The following is a 24722-nucleotide window of genomic DNA, read 5'->3' as shown; positions in this document are numbered from 1 at the left end:
GAGCGCAAGCCATTTGAACGCATCAGCCCGCGGATTTTATAAAGCCCCACTTCGATGCCCTGGGCCTGCAAAACCTTGCGCAAGCGGCGACTACCGTAGCAGCCACCACTCGCAGAAAACGAGGCCTTGAGCTGCACAAGGACAGGACAACTCTTCTGAGCAGGCGCCTCAGCACGCTTCTGTGCTTCGTAGAAACCGGATCGACTGACGCTCAATAAACGACAGAGATACGCCACCGAATAAGCCTTCTGTTGCAGTTGCCGAACCAGTCGATACGTCACTTCAGCTCGCGGGCAAAGAAGGCCGTAGCCTTTTTTAAGACGTCATTATCCATCTTGAGCTGCCGGTTTTCTTGCTCCAACTGCCGGATGCGCTGTTGCTCAGCCGTCAACGGCTTACCAATCCCAGCCTGCCCCAATTGCTCGGCATCATGCTGCTGCACCCAGCGTCGTACAGCTGTTTCACCGATATTCTGATCTCGACAAACCTGTGGAACGGTCAGCCCTTGATCCTTGATCATCTTCACGATTTCCAGCTTGTAGCTGTCATCGAATGTTTTGCGTTTTTTAGTCATGGAGAGTTCCTCGATAGATGTATTTTCCACCTATCGAGGTGTCCGGGGAAATTAGACCACCACAATCCACCCCCAACCACCCGCGCCAAACGCCTCACATAACTCCCCACAATCACCTTATGCGCCACCCCCACCGGCACCATATAAATACGCCCATACAGGTTATGGGTGACAACCGACGAAGTAATGGTGAGTAAGCGATCTACGATCGAGATGCAGATCATCACGTCCAGGTGTCTGTCGCGCTCGGTCAGGATCAGCATGTGCGGGTCGCTGTGTTCTACCAGAAAGAAATCCAGATGATCGCCGACGTGTACGTCTTTACGCTCGGCGCCCGTGAAACCGCCGATCCGTTTTACGCCAAATTTTGCGGAGATCGCGTCCCTTATCTGGAACGCTGTTCGCATGAGCAGCCCCGAGTCGGCGGTGATGATGTTCCAGGCGTCAAGCGGGCTAATGTGCACCGGGAGTTGGACCGATCTGATGTGGTAGTAGTCAAGTTCGGACGGCGCGCGCAGTGTGGGTGCAGGGGAGGTGATGGCCAAACTATTTCCCTTTCAGTGGGCTGATTTTATTTATCACAACGTCTTGAGCCCTACATACCCTAGAGAATTTCTACCACAGGGGTAATGAGTTTGGCGCCCAGGGCGATTTCTTCGGCCAGCACGCTTTTGAGTGTTTCTTTACTGCCTTCTTTCATGGTTTCGGCCAGGCGCTGGCGGATTGAAAGCCCGTGGGTTAGGCAATGTGGCGTTGATTTCAGGGCTTCCAGGCCTTTTAAGGTCAGGACGGCTCCCGAGACTTGGGTGTCGGGGCATATCTCGCCAGTCAGGTAGCCGGTGCCGATGAGCCAGCGGACGGTGGCATTAAAAAAATCAGCGTCGCTTGCGGGCAGCTCCAGCAGGCACAGGTCGTTGCCTTCAGAGGTGAAGGTGGGCGTCGCCAGTTTTTTTGCGACGAGGTCGTAGGGGATCGGGAAGTGCTCGTACAGCTCGGCAAAAATTTTGCCAGCCAAGTCATTGAATTTATCGATATTGGTATCTGACATGTCGCAGGGCTCCGATAACAGACACTCAGCGTAAGAGGTAGCAGGATTGTAGCTCGCTCCTGCCATGCTGGCTTCACTCTGGATCAGCTCTTTGCAGGCGTCATGATCCGGCAAAGGAAAAAAACATCGACTACAGTTATCCTCTGCGCAGGCGTGTGCGTATTAATAACGGTGGTACTGCACGTTACTCGATAAGGATATGGAGTTATTTAATGTCAACGTTATTGGCAGTGAGACCCAAATTAGAAAGAAACATAGAGTTGGCCATTTGGGCCGGCATTGTGGCTGGCGTTATATCGGCGCTGGTGAAGTCGGGCTTTGAGACTTTGATTCCGCCCAGAACACTCAGTACCACGCCGCCCCCGGTCGTGCTTCTGGAAAAGCTGGGTTTTAACGTGGATCTCATGACCTACGAGTGGATGGGGTACAGCATCAACTGGGGCGGTAATGGTGTTCATATCCTGTTTTCTATCGTGATGGCGATAATTTATTGCGTGGCGGTGGAGTTTTTGCCCCGAGCAAGAATGCTGCACGGTGTTGGTTTTGGCGTGGGCGTTTCGGTGTTTGCCCACGGTCTGGTCGTGCCGTTGTTGGGGCTTTCGGGGTGGTTGTGGCTGGCGGGTTCGCAAGCGCTGATTTCGGAGTTTGTCGGCACGGCGTTCTGGATTTGGACGATTGAGGCGGTCAGGCGTGACCGTCGCTATAGCATTCCACGCAATCAGTTATAAATTCAGTTTCCTGCGACTGGCGATGACGGTCTGGCGCCAGTCGGTTATAAAAGACAGAAATAGACCAAAAGGGGAGCAGTATGAAAAGCCGGGTTCAAAAAAAGCATGTGTTTTTAATTATTTTTATTGCCTTTGCCGTGTTCAGTTTTTTGATGACTAACTGGGATCAATCACTTTGATTTAGTGAGTCGGCTTACGCTGCGCAGGTGTTTAAGCCTTCTTCGAACAACAAAAAAGGGTGACCTCAACCGGTCACCCTTTTTTTCGTCTGCGCTTTTACATCATGCGCGCATGTTGGTCCCACAAAATCCAGATCGTCCCTGCAACGATCAACAGCAATATCAACGATGTAAACAGTATGAGCATCAGGTCATCGCGGTGTGATTTGCCCAAGTCGATGTGCAAGAAAAAGCGCAAGTGCACCACCACTTGCACCAACGCCAGGAAGCCTAATACCGCGAGGGCCTGGGTGCCTGTGACGACCTTGAGCCAGACCAGGCCGAAGGCGATCAGGGTCAGGACCAGGGCCAACACGAGGCCGATGCAATAGTTGCGCTGCTCGTTGCCCGGTTGCGCCTGGACAGTGTTGCTCGATGAGGTTTCTGGGTTCATGTGGCGACTCCGAACAGGTAGACGAAGGTGAAGATCCCGACCCAGACGATGTCGAGCATGTGCCAGAACAAGGCGAGGCGTAAAAGCCGCAGTTTGACCGGTGTATTGACCCCCAGGGTCATCACTTGCACCGCCAGCACGATCATCCAGAGGATGCCGGCCGACACGTGCACGGCGTGGGTGCCGGTCAATAAGTAGTAGGCGGACAGAAAGCCACTGGTTTGCGGCCACGCATCGTGGGTTTCGATCATCACGTAATAGTCGTGGAGTTCGAACGCCACAAAGGCCGCTCCTAGCACGGCGGTAAGACCCAACCAGCCCAGAAGGCGGGCGCGGCTGGTGCTGTACTTCATGGCCAAAATGGCGAAGCCAAAGGTGAAGCTGGACAACAGCAGCAAGAGCGTTTCGATAAAGGCCGAGCCCAGGTCAAAGACCTCGGCAGGCGTCGGGCCATGGGCGATGCCTTGGCTGCTCATGGCGGCATAGGTGGCAAAGAGCGCGGCAAACAGCACCAGGTCGCTCATCAGGAAAATCCAGAACCCGAAGATGACTTCTGAGGCTTTGGCGTGGCTCTCGCGGTCTGTCACGTCCAGGTTCACCCCGGGGTGCAGAGAGTGGGGCGCATTCATAGGGCTGACTCCAACACGTCATCAGGGAGTTTCTGGCCGGGCTGCCCGATTCTGTCCGGGGCGGCCTTGCCCCGGTTTTTCGGGCTCATTTCCAGGTCGCGGGTCACGCCGGGCGTGGCCCGTACGGCAGCCAAAAAGGCTTCGTGTTCCGCTTCGACGCGGCTTGCCGGAATAATCTCGGTTGTTTGTGAGACAAACGAACGTGCGATCACCACGGCCCAAGCGGCGACAAACGAGAACACCACCAGCCACCAGATATGCCATACCAAGCCAAACGCCAGGGTGAAGCTGAAGGCGCCGATCAATGGCGCCGCCATGGAGTTGCGCGGGACTTCGATGTCGCTGTAGGCCGCGGGCGAGCGATAGGCCTGACCGGTTTTCTTGGCTTCGGTAAACGCGTCGCGGCCGTCGACGTGAGGGATGACCGAGAAATTCCACGCCGGTGGAGGGGAGGGGATCGACCACTCCAGCGAACGCCCGTCCCACGGATCGCCCAGCAGCACCGTGAGTTGGCGGCGCTGGCGGATCGACACGGCGATCTGCACCAGCAAGAACACCGTGCCGAGCAGCAGCAATGCGGCGCCGAGCATAGCCAGGGCAAACCAAGGGGTGAACGACGGATCAGACCACATCACCGTGCGCCGTGGCGCGCCATTCATGCCGAGCCAGTAGAGCGGGAAGAACGCCAGTAAAAAGCCGGGTGCCATCGACCAAAACGCCGCTTTGCCCCAGCCCTCGTGCAAGCGGAAGCCAAAGGCTTTCGGGAACCAGTACTGCACGGCGGCAAACATGCCAAACAGAACGCCCGGAATGATCATGTTGTGGAAGTGCGCGATCAAAAACAGCGAGTTGTGCACCTGAAAATCGACGGTGGGGTTGGCCAGCAGAATGCCGGTCATGCCGCCGAGGACAAAGGTCAGCAGAAAGTTGATATGAAACAGCATCGGCGTGGTGATGCGGATTCGGCCGCGGTACATGGTCAGGATCCAGTCGTATACCTTAACCCCGGTCGGAATGCCGATGATCATCGTGGCAATACCGAAAATGGCGTTGACGTTGGCACTTTGGCCCATGGTGAAAAAGTGATGCAGCCACACGCCGAACGAGAGCACCGCGATGCACATGGTGGCGTAGACGAGCGAGGTGTAGCCGTAGATCCGTTTGCCGACAAACGTCGAGACCACCTCAGACCACACGCCTAGGGCCGGTAGCAACAGGATGTAGACCTCCGGGTGCCCGAACAGCCAGAAGAGGTTGGCAAAGTTCATCATGTTTCCGCCGTCACCGTTGGTGAAGAAGTGGAAACCGACGTAGCGATCCAGCGCCAGCATGATCGTCGCGACCGTGAGCGGCGCCATGGCGAAGATCATCAAAATCGAGGTGCACAGCGTGGTCCAGCAGAACAAGGGCATGCGAAACATCGACATGCCAGGGCAACGCTGTTTGTACAGGGTCACGGCAAAGTTGAGCCCGGTCAGGGTTGAGCCGATCGATGCCAGGGTGACTGACCAGATCCAGTAATCCACGCCTTCACCGGGGCTGAACTCAATGCCGGTGTAGGGCGGGTAGCCACTCCAGCCGCCGGTTGAGAACTCGCCGACGACTAACGAGACCATGATCAAACCCGCGCCTGCCGCCGTCAGCATCAACGAAATCGCATTCAGCAGCGGGAAGCTGACATCGCGCGCGCCGATCTGCAGGGGCATCACGTAATTCATCAGGCCGGTGACAAACGGCATCGCCACGAAAAAAATCATGATCGTGCCGTGGGTGGTAAATAGCTGGCCAAAGTGATCAGCCGAGAGATACCCCGCGCCATCGGCGGCCGCGAGTTGCTGAGAACGCATCACGCCCGCTTCGATCAAGGCCCGCAAGAACATGACCAGGGCGATGACGATGTACATGATGCCGATTTTTTTGTGGTCGACACTGGTCAGCCAGTCTCGCCACAGCGGCTTCCACCAATGCATGACGGTCAGCAAAACCACCACACCGATCGCGCCGAGAATCACAATGCTGCCCGCCCCGGACGCCACGAATTCGCTGGTTGAGGGGTGCTTGATGGCACCGGCAAACACCAGTGAGTCCCAGCTAAGTTGCCCGAAAATAGTCTCCCAACTCACTGTTCTGCCCCTTTTGTGCGGGTGTGTTGAAGATGCTGTTCATGCCCTTGTATTGCCTGCGCGCTAGCCGCTTTGGCGTGACCATGGCCGCCGGTGAAACTGCCGAGAACCCGCTCGAACAAGCCGTTTTCGACACTGCCGTAATAGCGCGGCGCATGCTCGATGCTGGGTTTGAGCAGCTCTTGGTAAGTGCTCAGGTCCAGTGTCTGCGCGCTTTGGCGGGTGTCACGGACCCACGCGTCGAATTGCCCGGCCGGCATCACCACCGTGGGGAATGATTGAGTGGCAAAGCCATCGCCGTTGTACTGAGTGTTACGCCCCCGGTACTCACCGGCGCGGTCCGCCATCAGGTTCAATTGCGTGGTCATGCCGGCCATGGTGTAAATCTGCCCGGCCAGTTGCGGGATCATGAAGGACTGCATCACCGTGCCGCTGGTGAGCTTGAGGCGCACCGGGCGGTCTTGCTCAAGTGCCAGGTAGTCGAGGGTGGCGATGCCTTGCTGCGGGTAGATGAACAGGAACTTCCAGTCCAGCGAGACCACTTCAATGTCCAGCGGGTCGCTGCCGAGAGGGCGGTACGGGTCATATTTGTGCGTGTGCGCCCACAGCGCCGAACTGAGGACAATGATCAGAATGATCGGTATGCCCCACAAAACGGCTTCATTACCCCAGTTGAAATCCCAGTCAGGCCGATAAGCGCCCCGACCGCCGCGGCGATAACGCCACAGCACCCAAGGGACGAGGATAAATATCGGCACGACGACGATGAGCATCAGCGAAATAATCGTCTTGAAGTGCTCAAATTGCGCGGCCGCAATCGGGCCTGCGGCGTCGATAAAACCGGCGTTGGCGATCGCCGTGTCAGCAGATGGAGCGGCTTGCGCCAGTGCGGGCAGCAGAAGGCCCGAGACAATCAGAGCGCAGGGTGTGATTCCTTTCACGCGGTAATCTCCTTGAGTCTTACAACTTGATCAGCGCTTTGTTGAGGAGGCTTTAGTCAAGGCATGCGTTCAGATGACCTCCAGTGCAGGGTTCGTCAGGCGACTGCCGGGTGATTGATCGGTACAGTGTGTCAGTTAAGGCTGGAGCGTTTGACCCGCACCGGCACTGATTTGTAAGCCGGAATACCGCTTTGCGGGTCAATGTTGTCCAGGGCAATCAAACAGTTGGCTTCCGGGTAGTAAGCGGCCACCGAGCCGGGCGCGATGGCGTGTTCCACGGCCGTCAGTTTCTCGTAACGCATCTGCCGGCCCGAGGTGACCGTCTCGATGTCCACCAGATCGCCGTGGGCCAGGCCGCGTGCCTGCAAGTCTTGCGCGCTGATGAACAGCACATCGCGTCGGCCGAAGACGCCCCGGTAGCGGTCATCCATGGAGTAAATAGTGGTGTTGTATTGATCATGGCTGCGCAAGGTCATGAGCCGTAACACATCCTCGCCTTGCACCACCCAGTCTTCATCCACACCTGGGTACACATAAAACTCGGCTTTACCGGAGGGCGTGTGCCAAATGCGTTCGGTAGGCGGCAAGGGCAATCTGAAGCCGCCGGGCACGCGGATTCGCTGGTTGTAGTCTTCAAAACCCGTGATGGTTTTTTCGATCAGGTCACGGATCAGGTCGTAATTGGCCACAAGCTCCGGCCACGCAATCGACAAATGAGGCAGTGCAGCGCTTGCCATCCCGGCCACGATCGCCGGTTCTGAACGCAGGTGCTCGGAGGCGGGCGGCAAGCGTCCGGCAGAGGCGTGGACCATGGACATCGAGTCTTCGACGGTAATCGCTTGCGCGATGCCATTTTGCAGGTCCAGTTCTGTACGGCCCAGGCAGGGGAAAATATAGGTCTCTTTCGCGACCAGCAAATGTGAGCGGTTCAATTTGGTGCCGATATGCACACTCAGGTCCAGCTGTTTCATGGCCGGGAAGCATTGCTCGGGGTCGGGCAGCGCCACGGCAAAGTTTCCGCCCAGGCAAATCAGCGCCTTTGAGGTTCCGGCAACCATGGCTTGCATGGTTTGCACCGCGTTGTGGCCCGGGGCAGCAGGGGGCTTAAAGCCCAAGGTCTGTTCAATTTTTTGCAGAAAGCTCGCCGAGGGTTTCTCCGTGATGCCCACCGTGCGGTTGCCCTGCACATTGGAGTGCCCGCGCAACGGGCATATGCCGGCTCCCGGTTTACCCAGATTGCCGCGCAGCATCAGCAGATTACACAGCGAGCGCACGTTTTCGGTGCCGGCATTGTGCTGGGTGATGCCCATACCGTACGTGATAATGGTGGCATTGGATTTGGCATAGGCCGCCGCAACCTGTTCCAGCGCTGCGCGGGTGAGCCCGCTGTGGCGTTCGATCAGCGACCACTCGGTCGCGACCAAGTCTGCTTTCAGTGCTTCAAAGCCGTGGGTATGAGTCGCGATAAACGCGTGGTCCAGCACTTCACCGACACGCTCCTCAAGTTCCAGTACAGCTTTCATCACCCCTTTAACCGCAGCCACGTCACCGCCTGCTTTGACATTCAGGTAGGTGGAGGCAATCGGTGTTGAACCGTAGGTCGCCATTTCAACCATGTTCTGCGGGTCGGCAAAGGTCTCCAGTGCGCGTTCTCGAATAGGGTTAAACACCAGGATCGGTACTTTGCGGCGTGACACCTCATGCAAAGTGCCCATCATCCTCGGGTGATTTGTGCCCGGATTATGGCCAATAGAAATGACCAACTCGCACAGATCAAAATCATCAAGAGACACCGTGCCCTTACCAATACCGATGGATTGCGGCAGGCCGACACTGGTGGGTTCATGGCACAGATTGGAACAATCGGGGAAATTGTTAGAGCCCAAACCGCGGGCAAATAACTGGAACAGATAAGCCGCTTCGTTAGAGGCTCGACCCGAGGTATAGAACTCAACTTGAGTGGGGTCGAGGCTGCGCAAGACCTCGCCAATACGTTCAAACGCCGTGTCCCAGGCCACCGCCTTGAACGTGTCAGAGGCGCGGTCATACACCAGCGGGCAGGTCAGGCGCCCGTAGTTTTCCAGCTCGTGATCGCTGCGATTGAGCAGAGCGCTGACCGTGTGTTCGGCAAAAAACTCCGGTGTCACACGTTTGCTGGTCGCCTCCCACGTCACAGCCTTGGCGCCGTTTTCACAAAATTCGAAAGTTGAACTGTGCTTTTTGTCAGGCCAGGCGCAACCAGGGCAATCGAACCCATCGGGTTGGTTGGTTCTCAGGAGCGTGCTGACGGCCTGCACATTCTCCATTTGTTCGCGAATGGCATTCGCAGTGGCCTTTAACGCGCCCCATCCTCCGGCAGGCGCTGTGTAATCACGAATACCCTCGACCTTTCCTTGCTTGGACATGTTCACTCCTTGAACCCCAAAAAACACGCTCTACGACAGCGTTGAGCCTGAATCCGGGCGCACACCAACAAACTGACTCACGGTTATAAGTCTGTTTTTTATAAGGTTATTAGCGGTTCGATTGACCATAGGTAAGCCCTATTGATCTGTCAAGAATGCCCCAGCGTGTGCACAAAAAATGCTCAAGCAGGGGGTGCGACTTTGGACAGAGTGGTGATTAATTATTCTTCTGTCTGCTGTGAGGCAATAGTGTTCGGACTTCATCAATTGACTTATAGGGGATCAAACTGCTGGGAAGTTTCGAGGTGCAGGACAAGTTGTAAACGCTAAAGTCAGCGTCCATGACCTTTTCTGCCATCAGTTCAAAGGAGGGCAGAATGCGAGATTCCATATGCTCATCCAACACGCAGGGTGACTTCTCTGATTGAGCCGTCTCATAAAAACGCCCTGTATCAGGGCACAAATCTACTCCGACCATAAATACTTTATTGAAGCCCGCGTGATAGGCAACTTGCAAAGCAAGATAGGCCACTGTTCTGGCGTCGAAATAACCTTCACTTAAATCTTTACTGAAGCCGATGCTGCTGTTGCGGCCTGTATGGAATTTGGAGCGGCGGATCAAATTACCAGGCTCGGCTGAGAATAAATCTCTCCACGTGGATTTAGCGGCTTTTTTCAAGGCGTAAAATTCGCCGGATGGCAGGGGGATGTCATGCAGCACATAATCTTCTCGCAGCACTACGCGCTGGCTAAGTGCCAGCCCTGCGTGGAATAAGCGGCTTTGCTGTGTGAAGAAGCCAGAGTCGGTGCAGACATAGAAATAAGGTCTGATTGAAGTATTCAGGAACATCGAAATCGCACCGTTTACGACAATCATCGGCACGTGTTTAAACTCATTTAGAGGGAAGTTTTTGGCTGATGCACCCGAAGCAATGATAAATACAGCACCCTCAGCGATATCCTTGCAACCCGACAGTGCAAGCGGCGTAGGAGAATGGGTGGAAATATAGGTGCTGGCAACGCCCATGGCTTTGAACCCTCTGGAGCAGAAACTGAAGAACCTTACGCTCATATGTGCAGAGCATATGTAGTCCTTTTCCAGTATAGGTGTGGGATATTGACTTCACTCATGAAAAATCTGTCAGTTTGGTAATTTTGAAGCAATTATCGCGCGCAATTTCACCAGATTTTCACAACTGTAAAGAAGTGTTAGTTGTCTTAACATAAGTTTAAAAAACTTATTGCTAGTTGATGTTTTTAATTGCTGAGTTATAGCAGGCTCTCTGAGTTGGAACCTGCTACTTGTGGTGTTGTTGAACTACTGGGCCTTATTAGTTGTGGCAAACTTCTTGGCCGCAATAACACACACAATTACCGCGCCGGTCACGCCAAACATGCCAAGGGTCACCGTTTCATGCAGAAAAGTAGCGGCCAGGGCCAGCCCGAAAAAAGGCTGCAACAGTTGAAGCTGGCCCACGGCGGCAATACCCCCTAGGGCCAGGCCGCGATACCAGAAGAAAAAGCCGATCAACATGCTGAACACTGAGATGTAGCCCAGGCCTAACCAGGCAGGCGGGCTGATACCTGCGAAAGAGGCGGGGGCCACGATGCAGGCCAGTGTTGCCATGATTGGCAGCGAGAGCACCAGCGCCCATGAAATAACCTGCCAGCCGCCCAGGGTTCGCGACAGTTTGGCGCCTTCGGCGTAGCCGAGGCCGCAGATCAGGACTGCCAACAGCATCAGCATGTCGCCTCGGGCAGAGGCGGTCAGCCCTTGTGAGACGGCAAACGCGATCACCAGTGCACTGCCCAGAACCGAGAAGAACCAGAACGCCGGGCGCGGGCGTTCACCCCCGCGCAGTACGGCAAAAGCGGCAGTCGAGAGCGGCAGCAGGCCGAGGAAGACGATGGAGTGCGCTGAGGTGACATGCTGCAAGGCCAATGCGGTCAACAATGGAAACCCCAGCACCACGCCGATCGCCACAAGCAGTAGTGAAAACAGCTGGCTTCGGTCGGGGCGTCTGGCTTTAAGCGCGAGCAGAATGCGCAGGGCCAGCACCCCGGCGATGGTGGCCCGGGCAAAGGTCAGAAAAACCGGATTAAACTCTTGCACGGCGACGCGGGTCGCGGGCAGCGAGGCGCTGAAAATGACCACGCCGATAAAACCGTTGATCCAGCCGGAAAGGTTTTTATCGGTCGCTGGGGTGTGCAAATTAGAGGTGCGTTCCATCGGGTCTCACGCTCAAGGCTAAAGGCAGGATTGCTTTAAACGCATGCTATGGCCGAAGATTGATGACAATCAAAATATTGTCATGGATACATATTCCGATGCCCCGTTCCCGATACAAGTCGCTGGTTGACTCGTTTGCCGCTGATATCCGCTCAGGGCGATTGTCTCCGGGGACACGATTGCCTACGCACCGCCAGCTGGCCGCGACACAAGGGTTGGCGCTGGTCACGGCGAGCCGGGTGTATGCAGAACTTGAAGCCATGGGGCTGGTCAGCGGAGAGACCGGGCGCGGGACGTTCGTCAGGGAGACGTCGCTGCCGCCAGGTCACGGCATTGACCAACCGAAAGTCACGGCGGGCATGCTGGACCTCAACTACAACTACCCGTCCGCGTTGGGGCAGGCTGACATGCTTCGCACTGCGTTGCGGCAACTGGCGTTATCCGGGGATCTGGAGTCGTTGTTGCGTTACCAGCCACATGGCGGCCGCCTGCACGAGCGAGCGTCAGTGGCGAGGCATCTGTCAGCTCGCGGTTTGAACGTCCCGGCCGAACAGGTGTTGATCGTCAATGGCGCTCAGCATGGGTTGACGGTGGCGCTGATGGCCTTGTTAAAACCTGGCGATGTGGTGGCGGTTGATGCGCTGACCTATCCGGGGTTTAAAGCGCTTGCGCAGACCCTGCACCTGGAAGTTTTATCTGTGCCGGTGACCGACTGCGGACCCGATCTCAACGCGCTGGAAAAACTCTGCTGCAGCCGTTCAGTCCGTGCGGTTTACAGCATGCCCACACTGCACAACCCGCTGGGTTGGGTGATGAGTATCGAGCAGCGACAGCAACTGGTCGCCATAGCGCGCACCCATGATCTGCAGATTATTGAAGACGCTGCTTACGCCTTTCTTGTCGAAAACCCACCGCTGCCGATCGCCGAACTGGCGCCAGAACGGACAATTTACGTGTCAGGGCTTTCCAAAAGCGTTGCTGCGGGCTTGCGTGTCGGCTTTATGGCCGCCCCCGCGCACCTGATCGCGGCATTGGAGCGCGTGATCCGGGTGACCGCGTGGAACACCCCCGGCGTCATGACTTCCCTTGCCAGCGCATGGCTGGAGGATGGAACCGTAACCCGTTTGGAAGTGCAAAAGCGCCAAGACGCACATGCCCGACAAAACATTGCTGACGAACTCTTGGCTGGGTTACGCACTGTCCGTCACCCGTACTCCTACTTCATCTGGCTGCCTTTGTCTGATGACGCCCGTGCAGAGCAAGTCGTGTCGGCCCTGATGCGCGAGAACGTTTCGGTGTCGTCTGCGCAGCCGTTTGCGACCTCGACGCATGTACCGCGTGCGATTCGTCTGGCGCTAGGGTCAGTAGACTTGGCGTCACTGCGTGAGGGGCTGGCGAAAGTGAAGTGGGTGGTTGATGCGTATTCGTAGGGTTTAGCGCCGGGTTTGAGCTGCCACTGAGTGCTTCAGTGGCAGGTCGACCAGTGCGCGGGGTTCAAATCCCCGAACGTGTCATCGGGCTGAGTATCTGGCTCCCCAGATTCAAGGCTTGGGTCACCAATATCCTTAGTGCCAGCGGGTCTTCATCCTGGACGTGCTGCGCAAGTTTTTCTCCGAGAGTGGGGGTGCCATCCTGGCCTTCGGCAAAGGCTCGGAGGATCAGCAGACCATTGCTCGTAAGGACGACTTCAAAAAACGAAACGCCTGACATGCCGTCGAAGTGGATGTAGCCGACGTCGGCCAGCCATTTGACGGTAGCCAGAAACAGGTTTTCTTCTTGGCTCAGTAGCTGGCGGTTGCTGTCTTCGAGGGTGTTGTAGTCGATGAATTCTTCTGCGCTCAGGGTGATGGGCAGCGGGAAATTGCGGTAAAGGCGGCCGAGAATCAAGCCGGTGTAGCTGTCGAACAGTTCTATGTTGTTGGACGGCAGGTCGTTGACGGCGTGAGTGCTTTTATCTTTGGCAGAACCAGCAAATCCTTTGAACATGCGAACCTCTTCCAGTGGCGGCTGCGTGCCGCGTTCAAACATTTGTCCCTATGGGTATAGCACAGGCCCTGAAGATGGGCAGAATCGCGTACAACTCAGTAGTCGCTGACGAGGCACGAAGGCTGCGAGCGACCACCTCCCGTAGCAGTTGACGAGCCTTGCGAGGCTACGTCCGGGCGCGCAGCGGCCGTAAAAGAGCCAAGATCAAAGGATCGCGAGCAAGCTCGCTCCTACAGTTGTATTGCGTACACCTGTAGCAGTTGACGAGCCTTGCGAGGCTACGTCTGGGCGCGCAGCGGCCGTAAAAAGAGCCAAGATCAAAAGATCGCGAGACAAGCTCGCTCCTACAGTTGAATCGCGTACACCTGTAGCAGTTGACGAGCCTTGCGAGGCTACGTCCGGGCGCGCAGCGGCCGTAAAAGAGCCAAGATCAAAAGATCGCGAGACAAGTTCGCTCCTACAGGTTTAATGCGCCTCAACCTCAAGGCCATACAACTCGCAATACTCGGCCCATTCCATGCCTGCCATTTGCGCCACTTCGCGGTGTACTTCAAGGCGCTGTGCTTGAAAGTCTTTGGGCGTTTCACTGGTCAATTGCAGGGTCAGTTCCCAGGCAAAAAAGCCCAGTCGTTCAGCCTCTGCTTCGAAGGCTTCGTTGAGGCGTTCCTGGCGATATTCCTGCATGGATTGGCCCACCGCGCGGGCTGCCAGCGGGTTTAGTTTTTCAAGTTCTGCGGCCAGTTCCGGGCGTTCGCCCAGGAACCGGTCAAGGGCTTTTTGATGCCGAGGTCCAGGTTCGGTCACACAGGTCTCCACGTGATGAAGGTTGTAAACACAGCATAGACTGCGCGGGCCAAGCCGCTCAACGCCGCTCATGCTGCTTGCGATACGCCCCGGTTGCACGCCGATTGCTTTGGTAAATGCCCGGGTAAAGGCGGCAATCGACTGATAGCCCACCGCACCACAGACTTGCTCGACGGTGTGCCCGGTTTGTAGCAAGCGGCAGGCATGGCGCATGCGCAGCGCCAGTAAGACATGCCCTGGTGATTGCCCGGCCTGCTCGCTAAACCGTTTAAAAAACGCCGAGCGTGACAGGCCAGTGCAGGCGGCCATGCTTTCCAGTGTCCAGGGCCGCTCGGGGTGTTCGATCAGTTGCTCCAGCAAGCTGGAAAACAGCGGCTGCCGCGCCAAGGCGACCAAGCCCCCCAGGTTCGGGTTGTCGCCGACTTGCTGGCGTAAGACATAGAGAAATAGCAGGTGGCTCAGGCGCTCAAGCAGGGCTGCCGATGGCCCCGGTGTTCGCTGACATTCTTCCAGTATCAACTGGAAAAGCGTGCGCGCTGCGTGGGACGAAGGGTCGTCGGCGCGCAAGAGAATCCACGCGGGCAGGGCTTCGATGATCAGCGCCGAAAGCCCCGGCTGAAAATGGAAGAAACCACAGACCAGGCCCACGCCATCTTCCGCCTGACTGTCGAGCGCTTGCATGGTCTGGCGCGGCAGTTGCGCGGCCAGGCTTGGGTCTTGGGCGCTGGACAGCCGGTACTTCAAGTCTTGCAGCAGAAACAGCGCATCCCCCGCGTTGAGCTGCACGCCCGTGATTTGCCCCTCGACATGCAGCCAGCATTGGCCCTGTACGACCATATGGAAACTGGCACGGGCCAACCCCTCGGTGCTGCTGTGCCAGCCGCCGCAATAACGGCCGACGTGAAACAGACTGGCATCCAGCTCAAGGCTTTCTAATAACCAATCGATTAGTGGGGTGGAAGAAATCATCTAATGGAAACACTCAGGAGCAAGTAATCGCTACTTTAGAATATGGAATGAATTTTTTATAACCAACAGACTGTTAAGACACCTTACGCAGGAGTCACCACATGTCTCGTGTCACCCTTCATACCCTGGAAACCGCACCGCAAGCTGCCAAGCCATTTCTGGAAAACGCGCAAAAAAACTCAGGATTTATTCCGAACTTGCTAGGGATTCTAGCCAATGCGCCGGCGGCATTGGAAACCTATGTCACGGTTTCGGCGCTTAACGGCAAGTCTGAGCTGACCCTGCCTGAGCGCGAAGTGGTGCAGTTGATTGCTGCCACGCGTCATGGTTGCGATTTTTGTGTGGCAGGGCATACCGCTGTGGCGCAAAACAAGGCAAAGCTTCCAGACGACGTGGTGACGGCGCTGCGCGGCCAAACCGAGCTGCCCATTGAACGACTGGAGGCGCTGGCGGCGTTCACCCGTGAAGTGATTGCCACCCGTGGTGATGTCAGTGACGGCACTTACGCCACCTTCAAGGCCGCCGGTTTTACCGAAGGCCAAGCGCTGGAAGTGATTCTGGGCGTGAGCCTGGCGACCTTGTGCAACTTTGCCAACGTCTTCGCGCGGACCCCGTTGAACCCTGAGCTGGCGCGTTACAGCTGGAACAAACCTGAGTAATCAGCGGGCCACGATTTTAAGGAGAGACCCACATGCTCGACCCCGTACTCAGTCATTGGCTGGAGACCGAAGCCGAGGCGCTCGACCTGGGCCACAGCGACCCGCAGACCGTTCTGTCACAGCTGGCGGCTGCCAATGTGCTGCGGGTCGGGGTTGACCCGGCATTGGGCGGCAGCGGCGGCTCCGTCGTCGATGCTATTGAAAGCGTGGCCAGTGTCGCCAGTCACTCGCTGGCCTCGGCGTTTGTGTTTTGGGGCCAGCGCGCGTTTATCGAATATGTCCTGCAAAGCCCGAACAAGGCGCTGGGTGAGCGCTTGCTGCCCGATTTGTTGAGCGGCCAACTCGCGGGCGCGACGGGCCTGTCCAATGCCATGAAGTTTCTGTCGGGGGTCGAGGCGCTGCAAGTCCAGGCGCGGGCCGAGGCCAATGGCTGGAGCCTCAACGGGCGTTTGCACTGGGTGACCAACCTGCGCAAAAGCGGGTTTGTGGTGGCGGCAGCGATTGATCGGGAAGAGGGCGGTACGCCGTTTGTGCTGGCGATCCCTGACGCCCTGCCGGGGCTGACGCGCTCGGCGGACCTGCAACTGATGGGCTTGCAGTCGAGCAATACCGCAGCCATTGATTTGCAAGGCGTGCAGGTGGCTGAAGAGTGGTTGTTGCACGACAATGCCAAAGTGTTTTTGCCCGCCGTGCGCCCGGCCTTCCTGGGCTTGCAATGTGCCATGGCCATTGGCCTGGCGCGGCGTTCGCTTAACGAAGCCCAAGCGCATCTGCAAGGTCCGCGCGCAGGCTTGCTCGAACTCCTGGAAGAACAAAGGGCGGTCCTTGAAAGCCACGTCACAGCGCTTAAGGCAGGTCTGCTGGACGGGCGTTTTCTGACACAACCGGCAGCGCTGTTCAAGATCCGCATCGCCTTGGCCGAAGCCACCGCCAGTGCCGTGCAATTCGAACTGCAAGCCAGTGGCGGCAAGGCTTACCTGAGTACTTACGGCAGCGCGTTTGCGCGGCGCTGGCGGGAGTCGGCCTTTGTGCCGATTGTGACCCCAAGCCTGGTACAGCTGCGGGCCGAGTTACAGCGTCGAAGCCAGGCCAGTGCGCAATGAGTGCGGTCGTGCTTGAGGCGCGCCAGATCACTCTGGGCTATGCCCGTGACGCGGGTTGGCAGTCGGTGCTGGAAGGCTTTGATCTGCAATTGATGCCCGGTGAAGTGGTCTCGGTGCTGGGCCCTAGCGGCGTCGGCAAGTCCAGCCTGCTGCGGGTGCTGGCCGGTTTGCAGACGGCGCACCGCGGTAGCGTCAGCGTGCTGGGCCAGCCGCTTAACGCACCGCATCCGCGGGTGGCCGTGGCCTTTCAAGACCCCAGTCTGTTGCCGTGGTTGAGCCTTGAAAGCAACGTCGCGTTTGGCCTTGATTTCGCCAGCCAGCCCACAGTCTCCAGCGCCGAACGAAAGGCGCGGGTGGACCAAGCCATTGCCGAGGTGGGCTTGCAGCACGCACGGGGCCAGTACCCGGCGCAACTGTCGGGCGGCATGGCGCAGCGGGTCGCATTGGCGCGGTGTCTGGCACGCCAACCCCACGTGCTGTTGCTGGACGAGCCGTTTGGCGCGCTCGACGAAGTGACCCGCGCCGACATGCAGCAACTGTTGCTCAAAGTGATCGAGCGGCACAACACCGCCGCATTGTTGATTACCCATGACATTGACGAAGCCCTGCTGCTCAGCGACCGAATTCTGCTACTGGGTCACAGCCCGGCGCAGATGGTGGCGCAGTGGCGCATTGATCTGGCGCAGCCGCGCGACGAGCGGATCGATGAACTGGGTGCCTTGCGCATAGACATTCTTAAAACCCTTCGGCGGGCAAGCCGCAAACCCGATGCAGTTATTGACCCTTTGCCCAACTCGCTGGAGCGTGAACATGTGCCTGGACGACTTTACCCACACTCGACGTGACATTTTAAAACTCAGCGCCATGCTCACCGCAGCGGGCGCTTTGCCAATGCTGGCCAGCTTGCAAGCGCGGGCGGCTGCCGAGCCGGATGCGCCCGTTCGCATTGGCTACCTGCCCATCACCGATGCCACACCCCTGCTGGTCGCGCACAACAATGGCCTGTTCGAAGCCGAAGGCATCAAGGCCGAGCGCCCGGTGCTGTTGCGCAGTTGGGCGCAGGTGATCGAGGCGTTTATTTCAGGCCAGGTCAACGTGATCCACTTGCTATCGCCGATGACGGTGTGGGCGCGTTATGGCAGCAAGGTACCGGCCAAAGTCGTGGCCTGGAACCATGTAGGCGGCTCCGGTTTGACCGTGGCGCCGCAGATTACCGACGTCAAGCAATTGGGCGGGCAATCGGTGGCAATCCCGTTTTGGTACTCGATCCACAACGTGGTGGTGCAGCAGTTGTTCCGTGAAAACGGTTTGCAGCCGGTGACACGCCCCGTCAACAGCCCGTTGGCCGCGAACGAGGTCAACCTGGTGGTGATGCCGCCTTCAGACATGCCGCCAGCACTGGCCACCCAGCGCATCGCTGGCTACATCGTTGCAGAGCCGTTCAATGCCCTGGCGGAAGACCTCAAGGTTGGGCGAGTACAGCGCTTTACCGGGGACATGTGGCGCAACCACGCCTGCTGCGTGGTGTTTATGCACGAGCATGATTTGAACAATCGCCCCGAGTGGTCGCAAAAAGTCGTGAATGCCATTGTTAAATCGCAAGTCTGGACCCGCGACAACCGTGAGCAGGCCGCCAAACTGTTGGCCAAAGACGGCGAAAATCGCTACACCCCGCACAGCTCGCAAGTGTTGCAACGGGTGCTGTCCCCAGCGGCCACGGAACGCACGGGCTATGAACATGATGGCGCGATCCGGCATGCGAACTGGGACGAACAGCGCATCGACTTTCAGCCGTACCCTTTCCCGAGCTACACCGAAGAACTGGTCACGCGCCTCAAACACACGCTGATTCAGGGCGATAACGGTTTTCTCGCAGACCTTGACCCCAAACAGGTGGCAAAGGACCTGGTGGACGACCGTTTCGTCAAAAACAGCATTGCCAGCGTCGGAGGCCTGAAAGCGTTCGGCCTGCCCGATAGTTTTGAGCGCACCGAGGAGTTCGGCTTTTGAAAACCCAAGCACCTTCACCTGCACGCCAATGGCTGCTCGGCGTGGCAGGGCTGTTGAGCCTGTTGCTGCTGTGGTGGCTGGGCATTGAGCTGTTCGGCAGCGCGCAGGGGCTGTCGGCACGATTCTCGCCGCAGGCCACCTTTGCCAGCCTGTTTGACTTGCTCGGCAGTGCGCAGCTGTATGACAACGTCTGGGTGAGCGTAAAGCGCATTCTGATCAGCTTGCTGATGGCCCTGTTGATCGGCGTGCCACTGGGCTTGTTGATTGGCGGCTCGCGCAACCTCGAAGCGGCCACCACGCCAGCGTTTCAGTTTTTACGGATGATCTCGCCGCTGTCGTGGATGCCGGTGGTGGTGATGCTGATGGGCGTGGGCGATCAGCCGATCTACTTTTTGCTGACGTTTGCCGCCGTGTGGCCGATTTTGCTCAATACCATCGCCGGTGTTCGGCAACTGGACCCGAGGTGGCTGCAACTGAGCCGAAGTCTGAGTGCCACGCGATGGGAAACCCTACGCCGGGTCATTCTGCCGGGGGTTCTTGGGCATGTTTTGACCGGGGTGCGGTTGTCGATAGGGATCTTGTGGATCGTGCTGGTGCCGTGCGAAATGCTTGGTGTGAGTGCCGGTTTGGGTTACTTCATTCTCGACACGCGTGACCGCTTGGCTTACTCCGAACTGATGGCCATGGTGGTGCTGATCGGTGTGCTGGGTTTTGTCCTGGATGCTTGCGCGCGCAGCCTGCACCGGCGCTGGGTGCATGCCTGAGCCGTTGCACCTAGTGTTCGGTCATAGAGCCTTTGTGTACTGAGCCACTGAAGGGGTGCGGTCTGTGCACGGTGCGACGGCCGGTGATGACGTACAGCACATCCACGCCGATCAAGGTGATGGCGGCCAGATAATCGGCGCGAGGCATGCTCAGGTCCCGCTCATAACAGCCTTGTGCGTAACGCCCAACCCCGCCAGCGTCGGCGAAAAGTTCTTGCGTCAGCTTCAGGCGTAGACGTTCCTGTTTTAAGCGTGATCCGTATGTACTCATAGATGCAGCCCGTGAAAGCCAGAGGGGTCACAAAAAAGAGTAATTCAAGCAATGAAATAGGGAAAGGGTAGGAGCTGTAAATGCCTACTAACAAGTAGGATATTTGCCAACTCCATGCAGGATTACTGCTGAGCAATCCTGCATGGCGGGGTATCAGACGGCTGGTCTGGCTTCTGTTTCTGGCAGGAACCAGTTCAAGAGCAAGGCACAAATACCGCCTGTGGCGACCCCGGACTCCAGCACATTGCGCAAGGCTGCAGGCATATGTGCGAGGAACTCAGGCACTTGCGACACACCCAGGCCCAGGGCCAGCGATACGGCAATAATCAGCAGTGCGCGACGGTCCAATTGAATGCTCGCCAGAATATTGATCCCCGACGCGGCAACCGCACCGAACATCACCATGGCCGCGCCGCCCAGTACCGGTTCCGGTACGGCCTGGATGGCCCCGGCCACGCTTGGGAACAAGCCCAGCAGAATCAATATGCCGGCAATCCACACACCAATATGGCGGCTGGCAATCCCGGTGAGCTGAATCACACCGTTGTTTTGCGCAAAGATCGAGCTTGGGAAGGTATTGAAGACACCGGCCAGCAACGAGTTGGCCCCGTTAACCAGCACGCCGCCCTTGATGCGCTGCATCCACACCGGGCCTTCAACCGGCTGGCGCGACACTTTACTGGTAGCGGTCACGTCGCCAATCGCTTCCAGCGACGTCACCAGGTAAATCACCAGCATCGGAATAAACAATGCCCACGAAAACCCCAGGCCAAAGTGCAGCGGCACCGGCACCTGGAACACTTCGGCCTGATGCATGCCGGTGAAGTCCAGACGGCCCAGATAACCCGCCAGCGCGTAGCCCACCGCCAAAGCGATGACGATGGCGCAACTGCGCATCCACACCAGCGGGATACGGTTGAGGATCACGATAATCGCCAGCACAACGCCGGACAGCATCAGGTTTTCACCGTTGGCGAAGGTGCCATTGGCCATGGCGCTAAAACCGCCGCCCATGCTGATCAGGCCGACTTTAATCAGCGTCAGACCAATCATCAGCACCACGATGCCGGTGACCAGCGGGGTGATCATGCGTTTAACAAACGGCAAGACCCGCGAGATGCCCATTTCGACAAACGACCCGGCAATCACCACACCGAAAATCGCGGCCATCACGCCCTCGACCGGGGTGCCTTGCTTGACCATCAGCGCACCACCGGCAATCAGCGGGCCGACAAAGTTGAAGCTGGTGCCCTGAACAATCAGCAAACCGGCGCCAAAGGGTCCGAAGCGTTTGCATTGCACAAAGGTCGCGATGCCGGAAATCACCAGCGACATGGAGACGATCAGGTTGGTGTCGCGGCTCGACACCCCAAGCGCCTGACAGATCAGCAAGCCGGGTGTAACGATTGGCACGATGATGGCCAACAAGTGTTGCAGCGCTGCCAGAAAGCCGATCCACGGCTTGGGACGGTCTTCGAGGCCAAAGACCAGTTCGCTGGTCTGGGACTCGGCTTCATGCGGGGTTTTGGGAGAGGTCATGGCGAGCGCCCTGGAAAAAAGAGCGCGATTCTACTGGTGTTAGGCCACCACGCCCAGTGTTTGCTTGTACGGGCTTTCGCTCCGGTCTCAAGCGAACTTAAATCAATCGAATGATTAGGCCGCGCTGTGGTCGCAGTTAAAGGCCCGAAGGGCACATGGCAGCACTTTTAAAGGGACGTGACTTGATGCTTGAACCCACCTGGACCGCCTTGAAACACCATCGCCGACTGCAGCACATTGTGGCGACCCTGGTGCGCTTTGGCGCGCAGGACGTCTTGATTCGCCTGGGGCTGGGGCGTTTGCTCGCCGAGGTGAAGGCCGAACCCGGCGAGTCGCTGCCCGCCACTACTCCGCAGCGGGTTCGCATGGCTTTGGAAACCCTGGGGCCGACGTTTATCAAGTGTGGGCAGATACTCGCCAGCCGCAGTGACATCTTGCCGCCTGCGTGGGTTGAAGAACTGCAAGCCTTGCACAGCCAGGTGTCGACCTTGCCCTGGTGTGAGCTTGAAGCCCAAGTGTTGGAAGACCTGGGCTGCGAGCTGGATCAGGCGTTTGCCGAATTTGACGCCCAACCCTTGGCGGCGGCATCGATGGCCCAGGTCTATCGCGCGCGGTTGCTCACGGGCGAGGCGGTGGTGGTCAAAGTTCAGCGCCCCGGCTTGCGCCAACAAATGACCGCCGATTTGCAGTTGCTGGAAAGCCTCGCGCAGTTGATTGAGCAAAATGATGCGCTGGCGCTGTATCAACCGCGCCAGATGGTTCGGCAGTTGGCCAGAGCGATGCTCGAAGAACTGGACTTCACCCAGGAGGGGCAAAACTGCGACAGCGTGGCGCAGAATTTCGCGCAGACCCCGCACATCGTCATCCCATCTATTTATTGGGCGCTCAGCAGCCAGCGCTTATTGGTTCAGGCGTTTTTGCCCAGCTTTACCCCGCTGACCCGTGCGGCATTGATAGAGCAGGGGCTGGACCCAAGCCTGCTGGCCAAACGCGGGGCGCAGGCTTTTATCAAAATGTTGCTCGAAGATGGCCTGTTTCATGGTGATCCGCATCCCGGAAACTTGCGGGCAATGAGTGAGAACCGCGTGGGGTTTATCGACTTCGGCATGGTGGGGCGCCTTGATGAACGCCGTCGGCTTGAAGTCATGAACTTTATGCGGGCTTTGACTGAAGGCAGCACCGAGGTGTTGGTGGGCGTCTTGATCGACTGGAGTGGCGAGCGGGTGCAAGACCTGTCGCTGATCGAGCAGGCGGCCCGCGAATACATGTCGCGGCAACAGGGCGGACCTCTGAAAATGAGCGCCTTGATCACCGACTTTCTTGAGTTGATCCGTGAATACCGCTTGCCGCTGCCCGCGGATTTGCTGGTGCTGTTTAAAGCGCTGATTACGGCGGATGGCGTGTTGACACAGCTGGATCCGGAGCTTGATCTGGTGGCCACGGCCAGGCCTGCAGTAGAGAAGATGCTGCGTGAGCAATTTGACTGGAAAGCCGCCAAGCGTCTGGGCATTGAGGGGGTGCAACTGGGGCGCGGGGTGTTGGCGGATTTGCCCAAACTGACTCGCTTGATGGTGCATCGGCTCAAGCACGGTGTGGTCGACCTCAAGGTCGATATGCCGGGGCTGGAACGCCTGGAGCGCTCGCTGCGGTTAGCCTCGACCCGTCTGTCACTGGCGTTGTTGATCAGCGCGCTGCTGATTGCTTTTGGCCCGCAAATAGCCGCGGCCGGGCCCGTTTGGCAAGGCTTGTCAGCGGTGGGATGGTTGGCCGGGATAGCCACTTTGGGAGGTTTGCTGGCGTTTCTATGGAGCCTGTTTAAAAGCCCGTAAACCCCACAACCCACCCTGTAGGAGCGAGCTTGCTCGCGATCTTTTGATCTTTTAAAAGCTCGCGAGCAAGCTCGCTCCTACAGGGGGTGGGTGTGCGGTTAACTGTTGTTACACATGCAACGCATGCCCCAAGGCGCGCAGGGCGGCTTCTTGCACGGCTTCGCCCAAGGTCGGGTGAGCGTGGATGGTGCCGGCGATGTCTTCCAGGCAAGCGCCCATTTCCAACGACTGGGCAAAGGCGGTCGACAGCTCGGAAACCCCGGCGCCCACGGCTTGCCAGCCAACAATCAAATGATTGTCACGCCGCGCGACTACGCGCACGAAACCGGCTTTGGATTCCAGGGTCATGGCCCGGCCGTTGGCGATGAACGGGAAGCTGGCGCTGATAAAATCCAGCCCCGCCGCTTCTGCGTCTGCCGGGCTTTTGCCCACCACGACTATTTCCGGGTCGGTAAAGCACACCGCCGCAATGGCTGCCGGGCTGAACTCACGCTGTTTGCCAGCAATGATCTCGGCCACCATTTCACCTTGCGCCATGGCCCGGTGCGCGAGCATCGGTTCGCCGGTGAGGTCGCCGATGGCCCAAACGTTGCGCATGCTGGTGTGGCAACGGTTATCGACGCGAATTGCCGAGCCGTTCATGGCCAGCGCCAGGGTTTCCAGATTGAAGCCTTGGGTACGCGGGCGGCGACCGACGGCGACCAACACCTGATCGGTTTCCAGGGTTTGGCTCTCGCCCATGCGATTGCGCATCGACAGGGTTTTGCTGCTGGCCTGGAAGCCTTCAACGCTGTGCTCAAGGTACAGGGTGATGCCCAGCGCTTTGAGCGATTCAGCCACCGGTAACGTCAGGTCTTTGTCATAGGTCGGCAAGATCCGCTCACGGGCCTCGACCACGGTCACTTCAGCCCCCAGTTTGCGGTAGGCGATGCCCAGTTCCAGACCGATATAACCCGCGCCCACGACAGTCAGGCGTTTGGGGATCGCGGTAGGGTTGAGCGCTTCGGTAGACGAAATAATGGCCCCGCCAATCGGCAGTATTGGCAAATCAACGGTCTGCGAGCCGGTGGCCAGCAACAGGTGCTCGCACTCGATGCGTTGCCCGTCGACTTCCACGGCTTTGCCATCAAGGATGTTGGCCCAGCCATGAATGACCTTGACCCCGTGCTTTTTCAGCAACGCGCCAACACCGGTGGTCAGGCGATCAACAATGCCGTTCTTCCATTGCACGCTCTGGTTGATGTCCAGAGTTGGAGCTTGGGTCTTGATGCCTAAAGGCGACTGGTTAGTGCTGTAGCGCTGCGTTGTGTGGAACTGTTCGGCCACGTGGATCAGCGCCTTGGACGGGATACAGCCGACATTGAGGCAGGTACCGCCCAGCGACTGGCCTTCGATCAAGACCGTTGGAATACCCAGCTGACCGGCGCGGATCGCTGCCACATAGCCGCCAGGGCCGCCGCCGATAATCAGCAGCGTAGTGTGATGAGTGGGTTGCATA

The 24722-nt window shown here is 57.9% G+C and carries 24 protein-coding genes and 1 pseudogene; 8 read left to right on the top strand and 17 right to left on the bottom strand.

What is annotated here, in order from left to right; translation table 11 throughout:
* The 4 genes from AAEZ03_RS04660 to AAEZ03_RS04645 all read right to left on the bottom strand — a co-directional run.
* The coding region (locus tag AAEZ03_RS04660) for an IS3 family transposase (protein WP_350576518.1) at positions 1-281 on the bottom strand (281 nt) is incomplete at its 3' end.
* Positions 278-574, bottom strand: coding sequence for an IS3 family transposase (locus AAEZ03_RS04655; protein WP_048369378.1), 297 nt, complete (start codon positions 572-574; stop codon positions 278-280). The genes AAEZ03_RS04660 and AAEZ03_RS04655, both read right to left, overlap by 4 nt.
* The gene (locus AAEZ03_RS04650; protein ID WP_350576516.1) at positions 571-1119 is read right to left on the bottom strand and encodes a DUF2867 domain-containing protein; all 549 of its coding nucleotides are present in this window, start codon (positions 1117-1119) and stop codon (positions 571-573) included. The genes AAEZ03_RS04655 and AAEZ03_RS04650 overlap by 4 nt, the downstream gene beginning before the upstream one ends.
* A gap of 59 nt (positions 1120-1178) precedes the next feature.
* Positions 1179-1622, bottom strand: coding sequence for a hypothetical protein (locus AAEZ03_RS04645; RefSeq protein WP_153336140.1), 444 nt, complete (start codon positions 1620-1622; stop codon positions 1179-1181).
* A 212-nt stretch (positions 1623-1834) separates the two neighbouring features.
* On the opposite strand from AAEZ03_RS04645, the gene AAEZ03_RS04640 reads away from it, so the two are divergent.
* Positions 1835-2350, top strand: coding sequence for a DUF1440 domain-containing protein (locus AAEZ03_RS04640; protein ID WP_153375044.1), 516 nt, complete (start codon positions 1835-1837; stop codon positions 2348-2350).
* A 276-nt stretch (positions 2351-2626) separates the two neighbouring features.
* On the opposite strand, the gene cyoD is transcribed toward AAEZ03_RS04640, so the two are convergent.
* The 7 genes from cyoD to AAEZ03_RS04605 form a co-directional block, all read right to left on the bottom strand.
* A complete protein-coding gene (gene cyoD / locus AAEZ03_RS04635) occupies positions 2627-2962 on the bottom strand; it encodes a cytochrome o ubiquinol oxidase subunit IV (RefSeq protein WP_350576511.1) in 336 nt (111 codons plus the stop codon).
* The gene (locus tag AAEZ03_RS04630; protein ID WP_153332732.1) at positions 2959-3591 is read right to left on the bottom strand and encodes a cytochrome c oxidase subunit 3; all 633 of its coding nucleotides are present in this window, start codon (positions 3589-3591) and stop codon (positions 2959-2961) included. The genes cyoD and AAEZ03_RS04630 overlap by 4 nt, the downstream gene beginning before the upstream one ends.
* Positions 3588-5699, bottom strand: a complete 2112-nt coding sequence (locus tag AAEZ03_RS04625; RefSeq protein ID WP_502947893.1) for a cbb3-type cytochrome c oxidase subunit I — start codon at positions 5697-5699, stop codon at positions 3588-3590. The genes AAEZ03_RS04630 and AAEZ03_RS04625 overlap by 4 nt, the downstream gene beginning before the upstream one ends.
* An 11-nt stretch (positions 5700-5710) precedes the next feature.
* Positions 5711-6655, bottom strand: a complete 945-nt coding sequence (locus AAEZ03_RS04620) for a COX aromatic rich motif-containing protein (RefSeq protein WP_350576505.1) — start codon at positions 6653-6655, stop codon at positions 5711-5713.
* Between the two features lie 131 nt (positions 6656-6786).
* Positions 6787-9060 (bottom strand): FdhF/YdeP family oxidoreductase, encoded by a 2274-nt coding sequence (locus tag AAEZ03_RS04615; RefSeq protein ID WP_350576502.1) that lies wholly within the window; start codon positions 9058-9060, stop codon positions 6787-6789.
* A gap of 217 nt (positions 9061-9277) precedes the next feature.
* Positions 9278-10087, bottom strand: coding sequence for a WaaZ-like lipopolysaccharide core biosynthesis protein (locus tag AAEZ03_RS04610; RefSeq protein ID WP_350576499.1), 810 nt, complete (start codon positions 10085-10087; stop codon positions 9278-9280).
* Between the two features lie 291 nt (positions 10088-10378).
* Complete coding sequence (locus AAEZ03_RS04605; protein WP_350576496.1) at positions 10379-11290, bottom strand: DMT family transporter; 912 nt, start codon at positions 11288-11290, stop codon at positions 10379-10381.
* Positions 11291-11388: 98 nt separating this feature from the next.
* Here AAEZ03_RS04605 and AAEZ03_RS04600 point away from each other — a divergent pair, with 98 nt between their 5' ends.
* Positions 11389-12720, top strand: coding sequence for an aminotransferase-like domain-containing protein (locus tag AAEZ03_RS04600; RefSeq protein WP_350576493.1), 1332 nt, complete (start codon positions 11389-11391; stop codon positions 12718-12720).
* A 64-nt stretch (positions 12721-12784) separates the two neighbouring features.
* On the opposite strand, the gene AAEZ03_RS04595 is transcribed toward AAEZ03_RS04600, so the two are convergent.
* The 3 genes and pseudogenes from AAEZ03_RS04595 to AAEZ03_RS04585 all read right to left on the bottom strand — a co-directional run bounded on the left by AAEZ03_RS04595 (position 12785) and on the right by AAEZ03_RS04585 (position 15049).
* A complete protein-coding gene (locus AAEZ03_RS04595) occupies positions 12785-13276 on the bottom strand; it encodes a hypothetical protein (protein WP_350576490.1) in 492 nt (163 codons plus the stop codon).
* A gap of 465 nt (positions 13277-13741) precedes the next feature.
* On the bottom strand, positions 13742-14080 hold the full coding sequence (locus AAEZ03_RS04590) for a DUF6388 family protein (protein ID WP_350576488.1): 339 nt from the start codon (positions 14078-14080) through the stop codon (positions 13742-13744).
* A 58-nt stretch (positions 14081-14138) separates the two neighbouring features.
* Positions 14139-15049: pseudogene (locus tag AAEZ03_RS04585) on the bottom strand (cupin domain-containing protein).
* Positions 15050-15150: 101 nt separating this feature from the next.
* On the opposite strand from AAEZ03_RS04585, the gene AAEZ03_RS04580 reads away from it, so the two are divergent.
* The 5 genes from AAEZ03_RS04580 to AAEZ03_RS04560 are packed head-to-tail and all read left to right on the top strand — an operon-like array spanning position 15151 to position 19585.
* Positions 15151-15708, top strand: coding sequence for a carboxymuconolactone decarboxylase family protein (locus AAEZ03_RS04580; protein WP_262126729.1), 558 nt, complete (start codon positions 15151-15153; stop codon positions 15706-15708).
* A 32-nt stretch (positions 15709-15740) separates the two neighbouring features.
* Positions 15741-16811: an acyl-CoA dehydrogenase family protein gene (locus tag AAEZ03_RS04575; RefSeq protein ID WP_350576485.1), complete on the top strand. Its 1071-nt coding sequence runs from the start codon at positions 15741-15743 to the stop codon at positions 16809-16811.
* Positions 16808-17656 (top strand): ABC transporter ATP-binding protein, encoded by an 849-nt coding sequence (locus tag AAEZ03_RS04570; RefSeq protein ID WP_350576482.1) that lies wholly within the window; start codon positions 16808-16810, stop codon positions 17654-17656. Before AAEZ03_RS04575 ends, AAEZ03_RS04570 begins: the two co-directional genes overlap by 4 nt.
* Positions 17622-18821: an ABC transporter substrate-binding protein gene (locus tag AAEZ03_RS04565; protein WP_350576479.1), complete on the top strand. Its 1200-nt coding sequence runs from the start codon at positions 17622-17624 to the stop codon at positions 18819-18821. Before AAEZ03_RS04570 ends, AAEZ03_RS04565 begins: the two co-directional genes overlap by 35 nt.
* Positions 18818-19585, top strand: a complete 768-nt coding sequence (locus tag AAEZ03_RS04560; protein WP_350576476.1) for an ABC transporter permease — start codon at positions 18818-18820, stop codon at positions 19583-19585. Before AAEZ03_RS04565 ends, AAEZ03_RS04560 begins: the two co-directional genes overlap by 4 nt.
* Positions 19586-19595: 10 nt before the next feature.
* On the opposite strand, the gene AAEZ03_RS04555 is transcribed toward AAEZ03_RS04560, so the two are convergent.
* Both AAEZ03_RS04555 and AAEZ03_RS04550 read right to left on the bottom strand, forming a co-directional pair.
* Positions 19596-19856, bottom strand: a complete 261-nt coding sequence (locus tag AAEZ03_RS04555; RefSeq protein WP_048369359.1) for a helix-turn-helix domain-containing protein — start codon at positions 19854-19856, stop codon at positions 19596-19598.
* 153 nt (positions 19857-20009) lie between these two features.
* Positions 20010-21395: a nucleobase:cation symporter-2 family protein gene (locus AAEZ03_RS04550; protein WP_350576473.1), complete on the bottom strand. Its 1386-nt coding sequence runs from the start codon at positions 21393-21395 to the stop codon at positions 20010-20012.
* A 155-nt stretch (positions 21396-21550) separates the two neighbouring features.
* Here AAEZ03_RS04550 and AAEZ03_RS04545 point away from each other — a divergent pair, with 155 nt between their 5' ends.
* Positions 21551-23224: an ABC1 kinase family protein gene (locus AAEZ03_RS04545; RefSeq protein WP_350576471.1), complete on the top strand. Its 1674-nt coding sequence runs from the start codon at positions 21551-21553 to the stop codon at positions 23222-23224.
* Between the two features lie 108 nt (positions 23225-23332).
* Here AAEZ03_RS04545 and lpdA read toward each other — a convergent pair whose 3' ends face one another.
* Positions 23333-24721, bottom strand: coding sequence for a dihydrolipoyl dehydrogenase (lpdA, locus tag AAEZ03_RS04540; protein WP_350576468.1), 1389 nt, complete (start codon positions 24719-24721; stop codon positions 23333-23335).
* Position 24722 lies beyond the last annotated feature (1 nt).

Origin of the sequence: Pseudomonas sp. HY2-MNA-CIBAN-0224, from assembly GCF_040310285.1 — a bacterium.
Classification (GTDB): Bacteria; Pseudomonadota; Gammaproteobacteria; order Pseudomonadales; family Pseudomonadaceae; genus Aquipseudomonas; species Aquipseudomonas helleri.
Note: the sequence above shows the minus strand (reverse complement) of the source record. Positions and strands in the feature narration are given on the sequence as shown.

Coding starts and splice junctions, on each gene's coding strand:
- lpdA (WP_350576468.1), bottom strand. CDS start 24,721: ATGCAACCCACTCATCACACTACGCTGCTGATTATCGGCGGCGGCCCT.
- AAEZ03_RS04595 (WP_350576490.1), bottom strand. CDS start 13,276: ATGTTCAAAGGATTTGCTGGTTCTGCCAAAGATAAAAGCACTCACGCC.
- AAEZ03_RS04570 (WP_350576482.1), top strand. CDS start 16,808: ATGAGTGCGGTCGTGCTTGAGGCGCGCCAGATCACTCTGGGCTATGCC.
- AAEZ03_RS04655 (WP_048369378.1), bottom strand. CDS start 574: ATGACTAAAAAACGCAAAACATTCGATGACAGCTACAAGCTGGAAATC.
- AAEZ03_RS04575 (WP_350576485.1), top strand. CDS start 15,741: ATGCTCGACCCCGTACTCAGTCATTGGCTGGAGACCGAAGCCGAGGCG.
- AAEZ03_RS04580 (WP_262126729.1), top strand. CDS start 15,151: ATGTCTCGTGTCACCCTTCATACCCTGGAAACCGCACCGCAAGCTGCC.
- AAEZ03_RS04600 (WP_350576493.1), top strand. CDS start 11,389: ATGCCCCGTTCCCGATACAAGTCGCTGGTTGACTCGTTTGCCGCTGAT.
- AAEZ03_RS04640 (WP_153375044.1), top strand. CDS start 1,835: ATGTCAACGTTATTGGCAGTGAGACCCAAATTAGAAAGAAACATAGAG.
- AAEZ03_RS04555 (WP_048369359.1), bottom strand. CDS start 19,856: ATGAGTACATACGGATCACGCTTAAAACAGGAACGTCTACGCCTGAAG.
- AAEZ03_RS04605 (WP_350576496.1), bottom strand. CDS start 11,290: ATGGAACGCACCTCTAATTTGCACACCCCAGCGACCGATAAAAACCTT.
- cyoD (WP_350576511.1), bottom strand. CDS start 2,962: ATGAACCCAGAAACCTCATCGAGCAACACTGTCCAGGCGCAACCGGGC.
- AAEZ03_RS04610 (WP_350576499.1), bottom strand. CDS start 10,087: ATGGGCGTTGCCAGCACCTATATTTCCACCCATTCTCCTACGCCGCTT.
- AAEZ03_RS04565 (WP_350576479.1), top strand. CDS start 17,622: ATGTGCCTGGACGACTTTACCCACACTCGACGTGACATTTTAAAACTC.
- AAEZ03_RS04630 (WP_153332732.1), bottom strand. CDS start 3,591: ATGAATGCGCCCCACTCTCTGCACCCCGGGGTGAACCTGGACGTGACA.
- AAEZ03_RS04550 (WP_350576473.1), bottom strand. CDS start 21,395: ATGACCTCTCCCAAAACCCCGCATGAAGCCGAGTCCCAGACCAGCGAA.
- AAEZ03_RS04615 (WP_350576502.1), bottom strand. CDS start 9,060: ATGTCCAAGCAAGGAAAGGTCGAGGGTATTCGTGATTACACAGCGCCT.
- AAEZ03_RS04645 (WP_153336140.1), bottom strand. CDS start 1,622: ATGTCAGATACCAATATCGATAAATTCAATGACTTGGCTGGCAAAATT.
- AAEZ03_RS04545 (WP_350576471.1), top strand. CDS start 21,551: ATGGCAGCACTTTTAAAGGGACGTGACTTGATGCTTGAACCCACCTGG.